At 64.1% G+C, this 13,232-nt stretch carries 14 protein-coding genes and 1 pseudogene; 4 read left to right on the top strand and 11 right to left on the bottom strand.

The window, feature by feature from the left end; translation table 11 throughout:
* Positions 1–4: 4 nt before the first annotated feature.
* Positions 5–670: a tetratricopeptide repeat protein gene (locus ACHMW7_RS22940; protein ID WP_395447749.1), complete on the bottom strand. Its 666-nt coding sequence runs from the start codon at positions 668–670 to the stop codon at positions 5–7.
* 708 nt (positions 671–1,378) lie between these two features.
* Here ACHMW7_RS22940 and ACHMW7_RS22945 point away from each other — a divergent pair.
* A complete protein-coding gene (locus ACHMW7_RS22945; RefSeq protein WP_395447750.1) occupies positions 1,379–2,368 on the top strand; it encodes a polysaccharide deacetylase in 990 nt (329 codons plus the stop codon).
* 207 nt (positions 2,369–2,575) lie between these two features.
* Here the strand turns inward: ACHMW7_RS22945 and sbmA are convergent, their stop codons facing one another.
* A complete protein-coding gene (gene sbmA / locus ACHMW7_RS22950; RefSeq protein ID WP_395447751.1) occupies positions 2,576–3,853 on the bottom strand; it encodes a peptide antibiotic transporter SbmA in 1,278 nt (425 codons plus the stop codon).
* Between the two features lie 184 nt (positions 3,854–4,037).
* On the opposite strand from sbmA, the gene ACHMW7_RS22955 reads away from it, so the two are divergent.
* Positions 4,038–4,454 carry an MAPEG family protein gene (locus ACHMW7_RS22955; protein WP_395447752.1) on the top strand — a complete coding sequence of 139 codons (417 nt, stop codon included), beginning with the start codon at positions 4,038–4,040 and terminating at the stop codon, positions 4,452–4,454.
* 18 nt (positions 4,455–4,472) lie between these two features.
* On the opposite strand, the gene ACHMW7_RS22960 is transcribed toward ACHMW7_RS22955, so the two are convergent.
* Positions 4,473–4,682 (bottom strand): hypothetical protein, encoded by a 210-nt coding sequence (locus ACHMW7_RS22960; RefSeq protein ID WP_395447753.1) that lies wholly within the window; start codon positions 4,680–4,682, stop codon positions 4,473–4,475.
* A gap of 115 nt (positions 4,683–4,797) precedes the next feature.
* On the opposite strand from ACHMW7_RS22960, the gene ACHMW7_RS22965 reads away from it, so the two are divergent.
* Complete coding sequence (locus tag ACHMW7_RS22965) at positions 4,798–5,694, top strand: LysR substrate-binding domain-containing protein (protein WP_395447754.1); 897 nt, start codon at positions 4,798–4,800, stop codon at positions 5,692–5,694.
* Positions 5,695–5,737: 43 nt separating this feature from the next.
* Here the strand turns inward: ACHMW7_RS22965 and ACHMW7_RS22970 are convergent, their stop codons facing one another.
* The 7 genes and pseudogenes from ACHMW7_RS22970 to ACHMW7_RS23000 all read right to left on the bottom strand — a co-directional run bounded on the left by ACHMW7_RS22970 (position 5,738) and on the right by ACHMW7_RS23000 (position 11,011).
* Complete coding sequence (locus ACHMW7_RS22970; RefSeq protein WP_395451415.1) at positions 5,738–6,088, bottom strand: ArsC family reductase; 351 nt, start codon at positions 6,086–6,088, stop codon at positions 5,738–5,740.
* A gap of 168 nt (positions 6,089–6,256) precedes the next feature.
* Positions 6,257–6,574: pseudogene (locus tag ACHMW7_RS22975) on the bottom strand (RidA family protein); the annotation flags it as partial.
* On the bottom strand, positions 6,571–7,422 hold the full coding sequence (locus ACHMW7_RS22980; protein WP_395447755.1) for an SMP-30/gluconolactonase/LRE family protein: 852 nt from the start codon (positions 7,420–7,422) through the stop codon (positions 6,571–6,573). The pseudogene ACHMW7_RS22975 and the gene ACHMW7_RS22980, both read right to left, overlap by 4 nt.
* Complete coding sequence (locus ACHMW7_RS22985) at positions 7,419–8,639, bottom strand: PLP-dependent aminotransferase family protein (RefSeq protein ID WP_395447756.1); 1,221 nt, start codon at positions 8,637–8,639, stop codon at positions 7,419–7,421. The genes ACHMW7_RS22980 and ACHMW7_RS22985 overlap by 4 nt, the downstream gene beginning before the upstream one ends.
* Positions 8,640–8,663: 24 nt before the next feature.
* Positions 8,664–9,623 carry a Coenzyme F420 hydrogenase/dehydrogenase, beta subunit C-terminal domain gene (locus ACHMW7_RS22990; RefSeq protein WP_395447757.1) on the bottom strand — a complete coding sequence of 320 codons (960 nt, stop codon included), beginning with the start codon at positions 9,621–9,623 and terminating at the stop codon, positions 8,664–8,666.
* Positions 9,617–9,934, bottom strand: a complete 318-nt coding sequence (locus tag ACHMW7_RS22995) for a hypothetical protein (protein WP_395447758.1) — start codon at positions 9,932–9,934, stop codon at positions 9,617–9,619. The genes ACHMW7_RS22990 and ACHMW7_RS22995 overlap by 7 nt, the downstream gene beginning before the upstream one ends.
* A 126-nt stretch (positions 9,935–10,060) precedes the next feature.
* A complete protein-coding gene (locus tag ACHMW7_RS23000) occupies positions 10,061–11,011 on the bottom strand; it encodes a LysR family transcriptional regulator (RefSeq protein WP_395447759.1) in 951 nt (316 codons plus the stop codon).
* A 181-nt stretch (positions 11,012–11,192) separates the two neighbouring features.
* On the opposite strand from ACHMW7_RS23000, the gene ACHMW7_RS23005 reads away from it, so the two are divergent.
* Positions 11,193–11,636: a MarR family winged helix-turn-helix transcriptional regulator gene (locus ACHMW7_RS23005; RefSeq protein WP_395447760.1), complete on the top strand. Its 444-nt coding sequence runs from the start codon at positions 11,193–11,195 to the stop codon at positions 11,634–11,636.
* 117 nt (positions 11,637–11,753) lie between these two features.
* Here ACHMW7_RS23005 and ACHMW7_RS23010 read toward each other — a convergent pair whose 3' ends face one another.
* Complete coding sequence (locus tag ACHMW7_RS23010) at positions 11,754–13,226, bottom strand: amidohydrolase family protein (protein WP_395447761.1); 1,473 nt, start codon at positions 13,224–13,226, stop codon at positions 11,754–11,756.
* Between the last annotated feature and the right edge of the window lie 6 nt (positions 13,227–13,232).

Consider the following 13,232-nt stretch of genomic DNA (forward strand, 5'->3'; position numbering starts at 1 on the left):
CGCATCACGTCGCGTTGCCGGAACCGCGGATCAGTTCGGCCAGGAGGTTGGAGCGCTGACGCGCATTGCGCGGCGCGCCTTCGTCGGAGGAAATCTGCTCGAACAGCTTGAGCGCATCGGCGAGCTTGCCTTCCTTCCAGGCGGCAAGGCCGAGTGCCTCGCGAGCCGAATGGCGCAGCGGATTGGTATCGTTGGTCAGCGCTTCGACGCGACCCGACACATCGGCATAAGAGCCGTGATCGACGAGCAGCAGGGCGGCGCGCAGACGGGCGACGTCGCGAATGACGTTGGGGATCGAGCTGTCGGCGGCCACTTCGTCGAAGCCGGCAACGGCCGCCTTGAAGTCGCCCTTGTCGGCCTGGACGGTGGCGGCGCGCATGCGAGCGAGCAGCGGATAGGCGCCGTAGCCGTCCTTCTCCAGCGCATCGAAGGCGGCAAGCGCTTCGTCGGCCTTGCCGGAATTGGCAAGCGTCAGCGCCTGCGAGAACTGGTCGCCGGAATTGTTGGCCTTGCTCTCGACCCAGTATTCCCAGGCCACGAACAGGCCGGTGCCGATGACGACCAGCACGGCGATGACGATGGCTGCGGGGCCATAACTGTCCCACAGGGCCTTCGCCTTGTCCTGGCGAATTTCCTCGTTCACCTCACGAAAGAAACTGTCGTCCGACATACTATCCAATCACCTTTGCCCCTCGGGGGCCGTTTGAGCCTGCGTTTTAGCGGAATTTTGCCGCCATGGAAGGGGGCGGGGCGGAAATTCGGTGGGAGGGGGCTCGCCCCGTTCACAGGGAGAGGGTGGCCCGGAGGGCCGGGTGAAGGACAGAGCCCATCCTCGCGTCAGTTCGCGCCGCCCCTCATCCGCCTGCCGGCACCTTCTCGCCGTATTGTGACGGGGAGAAGGTGCACGCTTGTTTACCGCCACGCGCCGTTGCCGGGTCTGGCCATTGCTTGTGAAAAGTTCGGGAAGCGGTGCGCGAGGCCGTGCCTCCTGCTTGGTCTCTGTCCCGAGGTTGGCCGGTCACCGCGCAGCTCCACGGATATTCCATGGACGATCGCCGCGGCTTCTCCGCATTCTCCCGCCGCGCAGCGTTCCATTTGCGGAAGCTGCGCCGGAAAACGCCGACCAAGGGATGCGGCGGGCTTGGTGCCCTACGAAGCAAATCTTCGACGTCGTGATCCTTCGCACCCCCCTCTGGCCTGCGGTGCGAAGGAATGAGGGGCAGCAGAAGGTGAGATAGGAGACCCCGTGGAACCCCTTTCCCACTAGCCCAAATGGACGCATAGGCGGCGGGACGCATCCGTGCCACATTTCGGCCCTAACCGGCTGACGTCGCCCAAACCTCCTGACAAGCCCCCCGAAATTGCATCGAAGTTCGACATGACCAAAGCGTTCCCAGTCCTCGTCTCCGCGTCGTTGATCGCGTCCTCCGCGATGGCCGGGCCTGCGCCCAAGGTCGAGGACGTCAAGACACCGCAAGTGGTGCTGATCTCCTTCGACGGTGCCCACGACCTCGCGCAATGGCAGCGCAGCCGTGAGCTTGCGGCGCGCACGGGGGCGCGCTTCACCTACTTCCTGTCCTGCGTGTTCCTGTTGTCGCGCGAAACGCGCGGCGCATATCAGGCGCCGGGCAAATCGGCCGGCAAGTCGAATGTCGGCTTTGCCATGACCAAAATGGAAGTTGTCGACCGGCTCGGCCAGATCAACCTCGCCTCAGCCGAAGGCCACGACATCGCCAGCCACGCCTGCGGCCATTTCGATGGCGGCAAGTGGAGCAAGGCCGAATGGACCAAGGAGTTCGACGCGTTTTCGACAATCATGCGCGACGCCTACAAGATCAACGGCATATCGCCCGAGCCATCCGGATGGGCCAGGATCGCCGCCTCGGTCAAAGGTTTTCGCGCGCCCTACCTCTCCGACAGCAAGGGCCTCTCTGCGGCCCTGCACGACAAGGGTTTCGCCTACAATGCCAGCGGCGTTTCGCGCGGGCCGGAAGAACCCAAGCTCGACGGCACGATGATGGAGTTTGCCCTGCCGTTGATTCCCGAGGGCCCGTCGGAACGGCAGATCATCGCGATGGACTACAATCTGTTCGTCCGCCACTCCGGTGGCATCGACAAGCCTGAAGAGGCAGCAAAATATGAAAACCGCGCCTATGGCGCGTTCCGGAAGGCCTTCGACACACAATATGCGGGCGACCGCATTCCGCTGCAGATCGGCTTCCACTTCACGCTGATGAATGACGGCGCCTATTGGCGGGCGCTGGAGCGCTTTGCCGGTGAGGTCTGCGTGAAATCAGATGTCGAATGCATCAGCTATGCCGACTATGTGGCGCGGCGCAACGAGGCGCCGGTGCAGACCGGCGGGTGACCAGCGATTGCCAGGCTCTTGCCCGTGAGGCATGGGTGCTGCGCCACTAGCTAGCGCGCCAATCCTGCACCGCTGCTGATTTCGTCTTCGTCACGGCATGGATTCCCGACAGTTGCGGCTCGTTCCACGCGCTCACGAGGTCGGCAATGGCGGGTTGCGAGGGGTGTCACCAACGTCGCGGCTGGCCGACATCTCGTCCCCAAAAAATCACCCCACCGGCTGATCTTCCGGCTTCAAGCCACCCTTTTCGCGTTCGAGGTAACGCTGGTCGATATCGGGCAGTGGTTCGCCCAACAGCGTCGCCTCGAAGGCGCGCAGGCGCTTGTAGACCGACAACAGCTCGACGATCGTCGACCAGGAATTGACCAGGAACTGAAACGAACTGGTGACCTGCGAGAAGGCATAGCTGATCTGGTTCATCAGGCCGAGCGTCAGCTTCTGCGCGGCGATCGAAGGCACCATGACGATCAGCGAGAAAATGTTGTTGGCCTGGAGGTAGGTGTAACGAACGACGTTGAAATAGACGTAGTGGAAATAGAGCCGGAAATAATTGCGCCGCACGTTGTTGAAGAGTTCGGCGACCGTCCCGGGTTGGGCGCGATCCTCATGATCCTCGCCATAGACCAGTTCCTTGCGGTAGGCCGCCTCGACGCGCTGATTGCGGAATTGCAGCCCCGGCAGCTTGTAGCCTGCAAGGATCAGGCTGATTGTCCCGAACACCGACCAGGCAAGGGCCGCGACCAGCAGTGGCTGCTTGATTTCGCCCAGCAACGGCAGGTGGGTGATGTGCGTCGACAGCTGTATGAGCACTGGGGTGAAGGCAATCAGCGTCATGATCGAATCAATGAAATTGACGCCAAGCCCTTCCATGATCTGGGCGAAGCGCATCGTGTCTTCCTGCACACGCTGCGAGGCACCTTCGATACGACGCAACCGGGGCCAATGCTCCATGTAGTAGCCGTTCATCGCCATGCGCCAGCGGAAGATCCAGTGGCTGACGAAGAAGGCGTTGACGACCGAAATGTTCATGCCGAGCAGCGCCAGACCGGCAAAGCTGGCGACCTGCCAATAGAGCTGCTCGTCGGTTGCCGTCGTTGTCTTGGACAGGATGTTCTGGATCAGGTCGAAGAACGGGCCGTACCAATTGTTGACGGCGACGCTGACCTGGACCTGGAAATAGACGACGAACAGGATGAGCGCGGTGCCGAGGACCGACCAGCGCTGCCAGGGATGCGGCGAGAACCAAGCCCAGAAGGCGTAAAAGATCATCACGCCGACAAAGAAGTAGATATAGAACCACAAGAAGGGCGGCGACCAGAACACCGAGATGCCGATGATCTTGGGCGCGTCCGCCGCTGCCGGACCCATGCCGAAGACGGCTCCCAATTGTTCGCCCCCGAAGAACCACGCCAGGACGAGCGCAAGGCTCCACAACGCTGCCGAGGAGAAAAACAGCTTCGGCTGCGGGAAGAAGGAGATGAACACGGTTCCGGGTTCCTTTCGGAGACGGTGGCATTGCCAGTTGGCCGCATGAAGTCACACTTCGTGGCACAAGGGAATCCCCTGCGGCGCCCGGTTATGGCAATGCGTGCCGGATCGTGGCGATTTTCCGCACCGGAATATTACAGTTTGGTCATTTAGACAGTCGGGTAGACAGTCGGGGGGCAAGATGAACCAGTCGGCATATGCGGCAGCGGCGCTTTATGCCGCGCTCAACACCCTGATCCTTGTGTGGCTGACGCTGGCGACAGCGCTGGTCAGGCGCAGGCACATGGTGCTGATCGGCGATGGCGGCGTGACCCATCTTGGCCGGACGATGCGCGGTCATGCCAACGCCATCGAGAACATTCCAGTGATGCTGGTGCTGCTGGGCTTTGCAGCAGCGCTCGGTGCGCCTGTTGTCGCGATCCATGTGCTGGGCGCGGCCTTCACCTTCGGCCGCGCGGTTCACGCCTGGCATTTCACCCATGAGCGGGCGGCGCAATGGCAGCGCGCGACCGGCTTCGTGCTGAGCCTGGCGACGCTGGCAGCAGCAGCACTCGGCGTGCTCGGCCACGCCATCATGTTGCTTTTCATCCAGACATGATCACCTGGGGATCATGCCTTAAGCCCTGCAGGCTCCCTCGCCTGGCACCGGCAGGGCCGGCCTGAAGCCGCGGCCAAGCGGCAGGTCACCGAGCTCGCGTGCATCCATGCGCGCGATGTCAGGGTGGGAAAGCGGATCGCGCAGCCAGGCGAGAAAACGCTCCGTGTCGATGCCATGGCTGTCACGTCGGCCCTGAAGCAGGTTGGAAAGGCTTGAGAAAATCTTCATCCGACTTCTCCTGAAGCATTGATCCTTTCACAGTATTTTCGCTACAAACGCGCACTCTTCAATCAAGAATGTCGCGGACGGAGTTTAGAAAATCTCAAGTCAGGCACTCAATCGCGTGCATCTGAACGGGCTCCGCGCGGTGGAGAGCGTCGCGCGCTGCGGCTCGCTGGTCAAGGCGGCAGAAGAGCTTGGCGTCTCGGCCAGTGCGGTGAGCCAGCAGATCGGCCGCACCGAGGCGCAATTGGGCCGCGCCATCTTTCAGCGCACCGGCACCGGGTTGGCGCTGACGGCCTTCGGGGCGGAGTTCTGCGCCAAGCTGACCAGCGGCTTCCAGGAGATCGGGCGCGCGGTGGCGCTGGCTGACGAGACGGCCACAAACGTGCTGGTGGTGTCGGTAGCGCCGGCTTTTGCCTCGCGCTTCCTGGTGCAGCGGCTCAGCCGCTTCAACCAGCGCCATCCCGAGATCAAGCTGAGGATCGACGCCTCGACCGGGCTCGTCGATCTCGACCATTCCGACGTCGACCTGGCGATCCGCATGGGCGACGGCAAATGGCCTGATGTGCGGGCAGAGCTGCTGTTGGCGCAGGAGGTGTTTCCGGTCTGCGCGCCGGCGCTTGCCGCAAAGCTGAAGCAGCCAGCGGACCTGGCACATCTGCCCGTCATCGCCGACGAGAGCACGATGATCAGCTGGGAGCGCTGGTTCGAGGCCGCCGGCTTGCAAAAGCCATTTCCGGTGCAGCCGGCGGGGCCTTCCTTCACCGACCCGATCCTCGGCATCGACGCGGCGGTGGCCGGCCAGGGCGTGGCGCTGGCCTGGCAGCTGTTGTCGGCCGATGCGCTGGCCGACGGGCGACTTGTGGCGCCGTTCGGCATCACGGTCGCCAGCGGGCTCGGCTACTATCTGGTCAGTTCCAGGCTGGAGCGGCCGGGCCGCAAGGTGCGCGACTTCTCGACCTGGCTGCGCGAGGAGGTGGCAACGACGATGGCGCGGTTCGGCACGCGGGCCGGTTAGCGAGGGGCGCGTCAACCCCGGGGGATCGTCACCCCGGGGATTTTCACCCCGGGAATACGGCCTCATAGGCCTCCGGCTTGAAGCCGACGATGCGGCGGCTGCCGAGGTCGAGCATCGGGCGCTTGATCATCGAGGGCTGGGCGAGCATCAGGGCGATCGCCTTGTCGGCATCGAGGCCTTCCTTGTCGGCGTCGGGCAACTTCTTGAAGGTGGTGCCGGCACGGTCGAGCACCGTCTCCCAGCCGAATTCCTTGACCCAGGCCTCCAGGCTTTTGCGGTCGATGCTTGATGCCTTGTAATCGTGGAAGTCGTAGGCGACACCGTGGCCTTCGAGCCAGGTCCGGGCCTTCTTGATCGTGTCGCAGTTCTTGATGCCGTACATTTTGATCGACAAGGCCGGGCCTCCGCAAGCGCGCGGCCGGCCGGGCGGACCCGACTCGGCCAATTTCAGGTGGCGGCTAGGTTCTACACCGCGCCCCGGTTTGGCAAGCGCGTGGCGCCAGGCAACCGCCTCGACCTCGACCATGATCTCGGGCAGGACGAGCGCTGTCACGACCATGGCGCTGGCTGCCGGCGGGTTGCCGGCGAAGATGCGGTTCTTGACCAAGGCGTAAGCCTGATAGGCGTCAGCGCTGGTCAGGTAGCAGCGCAGCGATACGACATGGGCGAGCGTCAGTCCGGCTTCGGCCAGCACCGCCCCGATGTTGCGGAACACCTGCTCGGTTTGCCCGGCCGGATCGCTGGCGCAGACGATCTGACCATCCTTGAGCGCCACCTGCCCGGAGACGAGCACGAAGTCGCCGCAGCCGACGGCCTGGCTCATGCCGGGGAAGGCCATGCCGGGCGGATTGAAGCGTTCGACGCTGGAGGTTTCGCTCATGGCCGTCCGGCTCCCCGTACAATGGCGCGGACAATGTCGATGCGCCCTCCCCTGAGTTTGGTCGTGACCTCGGGGGCGTGATGCGGGGCGACGCAGATGAACAGGTCGCGGCCATCTACGCCGCCGAGCATGCAGGCATAGGGGTTGGCATCAGCGATGACGACCCGCTCGACGATCTCGCCTGCCGGGCTGATGCGCAGCACCGCCTTCTCGTAGGGCGAGGCCGCCCAGACATGACCCTCGGCATCGAGGCAGATGCCGTCGGGCACGTGGCCATCAACGGCCGCGAACAGGCGGCGGTTGGAGAGGTTTCCATCCGCGCCGATGTCGAAGGCGGTGAGACGGGCGGCCATCGACTCGGCGATGATCAACGTGCGTCCGTCGGGCGCAATCACAGCCCCGTTGGGGCACATCAGGCCATCGGCGGCAATGCCGACCTCGCCATCCGGCGCGATCGTGGCAAGCACAGTCGGTGCCGGCGGCTGGCCGGCATAGAAGTCGAAGCCGATGTTGCCGACATAGGCGCGCCCCTTGCTGTCCACGACCATGTCGTTCGAATGGAACGGATGGACGCTGGCGAGATCGGCGTGGAGCGTGAGCTTGCCGTCGCGGCTGCGCCGAAACAGCTTGCGGTCATTCATCGACACGACCAGCAGGTCGCCATCGGGCAGCCAGCCCATGCCGGAAGGACCGCCCGGCACGGCAAAGCTGTCGCGGCGCGTGCCGTCACCGTCCAGCACATGGACGAGACCGTCATGCTGGTCGGCGAACCACAGCTGGCCGTCATGCCAGCGGGGGCATTCGGGATAGACGAATCCCCCCGCGATCGTGCGAACAGAAAGGGTCATGCCGCAACCCTGGCGCAGGCGCTGAGGATTTCGCCGAGCTTTTTGATACCGCGTTCAATGATGTCCTCGCTGACATGGCTGTAGGCAAGGCGCAGGAACTGGCGGCCATCGCTCTCGCCCATGAAACGCTCGCCGGGGCGGAAGAAGATACCTTCCTTGGCCGACAGCTCGGCGGCGCGCTGCCAGTCGACGCGTTCGTCGATCTCGAGCCAGAGGTAGAAGGAGCCTTGCGGCATGCGGAAGGTGACGTAGTTGCCGCAATGATCGCGCACGGCGCGCGCCGCCGTCTCGGCCTTGCTCTTGTAGACCTTGTTGACCTCGACGATGTGCGCGTCGAGCAGACCTTCTGATATGTAGGATGTCATGACGCGGGCGTGCCACTGGCCGACGCCGAGATCCTGGCGGACGGCGGCGATCGGTTCGATGGCCGCAGCCGGACCGGCGATCCAGCCGAGACGCAGCGCGGGCGCCACGATCTTGGAGAAGCTGCCGCACTGGATGACGCGGTCGTCGGTGTCGAGGCTGAGCAGTGTCGGCAGTTCCTCGCCGGCAAAGCGCAGATCGCCATAGACATTGTCTTCGATGATGAGGAAATCGTGCTCGCTGGCGAGCTTGAGCAGCTGACGCCGGCGCGGCACCGACATCTCGGTACAGGTCGGCGTCTGGAAGGTCGGAATGGTGTAGACGACCTTGACCTTCTTGCCCTCGGCCTTGACCCGCTTGAGCAAGGCCTCGAGCGCATCGATGTCCATGCCGTGGTCGTCGACCGCAACCGTGCGCAGGTCGCCGCCCGCCATCTGCATGAAGCGCAGCGCATAGGGGAAGGACGCGGCCTCGGCGACGACGACATCGCCCCGATTGACGTAACCGTTGGCGGCAAGTGCAATGCCCTGCACCGAGCCGGAGGTCAGGATGACGCCAAGCGTGCCCAACTGCTTGCCCTGGGTGCGCTCGATGCGGTCTGATATCTCTTTGCGCAGGCCCTTGAAGCCGTAGACCAGTTCCTCATAACCGGTTGCCGGGTCAAAGTAGTCGAGCACCTTGGCGCCGTGCTCGTCGAGCGTCTTGCGGGCGAGACGGACCAGGTCCTCGCTCGGAAAGGTCTCGGGCGCTGCCAGCCCCTGGTCGAAATTGAAGATCGCCGGCACTTCCGGATCGGGGAAAAACAGGGCGGGTCCTGAGCCGGAAAGCCTGGCACGCAGATGATCGACAGACATAGTTTCCTCCTTGGATTGTTGTTTTCAGCTTGTCGTGGTGTCCGGGGCGAAGGTGCCCGAGGTAACAGGGCTCTCGCGGTTGCGACGCTTGAGCGAGCGGGCGAGCGTGCCGCGGAAGGCCGTCCAGCGTTCGCGCCAGCTGGCGGCAAGGCCAGCCTGCACCACCCGCAGCGCGCCATGGTCGGGAAACGGCTGGGCCGTCAGGGCCAGGCCAGCCAGCCGCCACAGCACGGAGCGTTTCTTGGTGCCATGGTCGTCATGCATGGCCTCCAGTTCGGCGACCGTGAACGGCTCTTCGTGGAGATAGCCGGCAACGATCGCGTCCTCGATCAGCTGCCTGCCGCGCACAGTGCGGGCGATATGCATGTTCCAGCCGTCGCCGGCCTCGCGATGGCTCGGCTTGCCGTTGTCCATGACCCAGCAATCGCCGGCGACGACATCGGCATGTTCGCCTGTACCATCGGCGCAGATCTTGCAGCGGAACATCAGCTCGTAGGTGAGGTTCGAGAACCAGGTCTCGTCGTAGCTCTGGCGGTGCTCCCTGCCCTGGCGCGTTCGGACATAGGTCGGCCCTGGCCAGCCGTGGCCGCGATAGCGGAACTCGTCGACGTCGCGATGGTCTTCGCCGAAGCGGCGGACGATGTTGTAGGTGGCAACGATGCTCGGACTGCCGCCGCAGAACATTGCCAGCATGCAAGGGATCTGCGTTTCGACGCGCGGGTCGACCCGAGCCAGATTGCGCAATGTCGCGACATCGCAGGGCTTGCCGATGAAGGCGAAGCGCCTGCCGCTGTCGAGCATGGCTCTGATGTCCCTGAGTGGCGCTGTCGGCCCGTAGCGGGAGCCGGACGAGGCGACGATCTGCTCGCGGGTGGTGTTGAAGCTGACATCGTTGAGCAGCGGGTTTTCGCTGGAGACGCCGACCTGGAGGACGCCGTCGACCTCGCCGCTCTCGACAAGATAGACCGCGAGCGCCGTCAGCACGCCGCCGGTGGCGCTTCTGAAGCGGATTTGTTGATCGATCGCGTGGCCCTTGGCCAGATGCAGAATCGGCCGAAGATTGGGTGCGGTTCGGCATCTTCGTGCGCGGGCCCGGTCTGCCGGCTTGCGGTGCAGACCTGCATGACCGCGCCTTGTTCGACGTCCTTGAGCGGGCGGCGGCGGCGAGGCCGCATGAACCCCTCGGGGGAAAGATCCATGCCGAGCACGTCGTTGCCCAGCAGGCTTGCACAGGCGCCGCAGCCAGTGCAGAGCCCGCGTTCGACAATCTGCTCGATGCTCCCGGCAACACGCATGCGCCATCCTCCCCGGCAACGGCTTGCGGCCATCGCCCTAGCGACAGGTCTTCGATTTCGGCTGTTGGCCCCAGTTATAGGTTGGCGGTGTCAGGCGGGGCAAATTGCCATTGCGAATGACCGACATCAGCCGAAATGATCCTGGCCGGCTGCCACGCCGGTATCAGGCAACGGGAAGCAGTCGTCGAGCGCGCCGCGAACCCAATCATGGGCGGGGCTGCCTTCCGACGCCGGGTGCCAATAGAGCCAGGTCTGCAGCGGCGGCATGCGAAACGGCCTCGGCAGCGTGACGAAACCATCCTCGGGCAGGAAATGCCTGACGAAGGAGGTGGGAATGGTGAGACACAGGTCGCTGCGCGACAGGATGGCAGCAGCGGCCAGACAATGTTCGAGATGCACCGCCACCTGCCGTTTCAGCTTGAGCCGGGCGAGCGCGCCATCGACAAGATTGGCGACGCGCGGACGGTTGGAGATATGCAGGTGCTTGAGCGTGAGATAACGCTCGATGGTGAAAGGCTCGATGGCCGCTGGGTGTCCCCGGCGCATGACGCAGACGAAATCGTCGCTGAACAACAGCCTCTGCCCGAACCCGTCCTCGGCAAGGGGATGCGACTCGACGGCGAAGTCGATCTCTCCTGAAGCCAGCCCGGGGAACAGGTCGCGCTCGGCGAGGAAGCGGTTGCGGACCGCGAGCCTCGATCCGAGCCGGTTCAGTTCGCCAACGAACGGCCCGAGGACGACGGCCTCGGCATAATCGCTCATGCTGAAGCAGACGATGCGCTCGGAGCCGAGCGGGTCGAACCTTTCGTGCCGGGCCAGCGTCCGGTCGAGTGCGGTCAGCGCCTCTCGGACCGGGCCGATCAGCGTTTCGGCGAGCGGCGTGGGGGCGATGCCTTGTCGTGCCCGGACAAACAGCTGGTCGCCGAAGATGTCGCGCAAGCGCGCCAGACTGTTGGAGACCGCGGGCTGGGTGACGTTGAGCGTCTCGGCGGCCCGGGTAATGCTCGCCTCGCTGTAGACGGCCTCGAAGACGTGGAGGAGATTGAGATCGAGCTTCGCCAGATTGCGCAGGACCATCACATACTCCCTGATCTCCGGCCCCGGCAGCAGCCGCACCATTCGGCGCCAATGAGCATTACGTCGCGCAGGGTCGGCATTAGCCTCGTCCGAAGGGACTAGGCGGCGGTTCTTGTCGCAGTCACCTCCATGAATTACATAGGTAGCTAATGGTATTCATAAAAATAATTAAGGGAACAACATGAGCGCCGATGAACTGAAGAGCGCATTCTTCGACGAGCTGCTGAAGGTCAACCGCAAGCTCAGGACGATGTTCGACGCCCGGGTGAAGAAGCGGGGGCTGACGCTGGCGCGCGCCCGGCTGATGATGCAGATCGCCGAATGCGAAGGCAAAACACAGGCCGAGCTGGCCGAGCAGATGCATATCGAACAGCCGTCGCTGGTCGGCCTTATCGACGGGCTGGAAAAGAAGGGCATGGTGGTGCGCTGCACCACCGACGACGACAGGCGCGCCAAGCGCATCTTCCTGACGCCGACTGCTCGCCGCGAGGCCGACAGCATGATCGCCTATGTCGCCGAACTGCGCAGTCAGGTGCTGACCGGCGTCGCCGACGCCGACATCGAAAGCGCAACGCGCGTGCTCGCCATCCTGAGCCGCAACATCGGCGAGGCCGCGGGGGAGTAGTCTCATTTGCAAACAGAAAGGGCGCCGTCCATTTTGGCGCACGATCCTTCCGAAAATCGCTGACGATTTTCGGGGTCATGCGCGGACAGCGCCCTTTCCGTGCAAGGCGTCGGGGGCTTACGCCTTGCGATGGGTCGGGTAGGCCGACGAGAAGATTTCCTCGACGGGCGGGTGGTTGAAGGTGCGCAGCGGGTACTTGGCGACAACACCTTCGAACTGCGTCTGCGCGCGCTTGCGGTATTCGCGGTCGTCGACGCCAGGGATGATGCCACCTTCCATGACGAAGCGACCGGCGATCATGACAGTTGAGACCGATTGCGCCGAGGCGTTGAGCATCAGCGTCTGGATCGGGTCGATGGTCTGGCCCATGAACGGATCGTCGAAGTCGACGACGATCAGATCGGCGGTCGAACCAGCCTGCAGACGGCCGAGATCGGGACGGTTGAGCGCGTCGGCGCCGCCAAGCGTTGCGGCATCATAAAAATCCTCGGAGCGGCAGCCGTCGGTGCCGCCTTCCTCGATGCGACAGAGCATCATACCGACCTGCATGTTGAGGAACATGTCTGGCGGATAGGTGTCGGTACCGAGGCCGATGCGGATGCCCATGTCGCGATACTTGCGGAACGACTGCAGCGCGTTGCCGTGGCGGGCCGAAACCAGCGGGCAATGGGCGATGGTGCCGCCGCCGTCACGCAAGATCTCGAGGTCCCTGCCGGGCCGCTCGATGCCGTTGCGGCCACTGACATGGGTGCCGTGCGGAAGGATCGCGCGCGGCGACAGGAAGTCCAGGCTTTCCAGCCATTCGGCCGGGCTCATGCCGCGCAGCCTGAGCACGCTCTGGTACTCGAAGGGCGACTGGCAGCAATGCAGCCGGATCGGCACGTCGAGTGCTTCGGCGGCAGCGGCCGAAGCCTTGAGCAGTTCGGGGGTGCAGGTCTCGATGCGGTCGGGCGCCAGCATGGTGCGGATCAGGCCATTGGCCTGGCCTTCGAACTTGCGGCAGTAGGCAACCGCATCGGCGAGGCCGTCGAGACCGAGCTCCTCGTCGAAGTGGAAATCGATGCTGCCATCGCGGCGGACGAAGCTGTTGCCAGAGCGATAGGCGGGGCCGAGATAGACGCGCAGGCCGAGGTCGCGCGCGGCTTCGGCGGCGGCGCTGAACTCGCCCACCGTCTCGCCCCACTGGCGGTAGAACAGCGAGGCGATGGGCAATGCGGTGGTGATGCCGGAGCGGATCAGGCGCGAGAAAGCATAGCGCTTCTGGAACGCCAGTTCTTCCTCCGAGTACATCTCAAAGGGGCCGCTCTCCATGTAGGTCTCGGGCCAGATCCGGCCCTTCTTGACCGCCGGCTGATTGTCGTAGCCGAGCACCGTGGTGTCGAGGTCGGACAGCGCGTCGAGATCGACGAAGCCCGGGCCGATCAACGCGTTGCCATAGTCGATGCGGCGCGCGACGGGCCCCTCATAGCCGTGGCCGACGAAGAGCACGCGGTCACCTGACACGACGACCTCGCCGTTGGGATAAAGCGCGTGCCGGCCGTCGACATGGCCGACGACCCAGCGGGCGGTGATAAGCAATGGTTCGGTCATTTCAAA

It is taken from the genome of Aminobacter sp. UC22_36 (assembly GCF_044056035.1).
Taxonomy (GTDB): domain Bacteria; phylum Pseudomonadota; class Alphaproteobacteria; order Rhizobiales; family Rhizobiaceae; genus Aminobacter.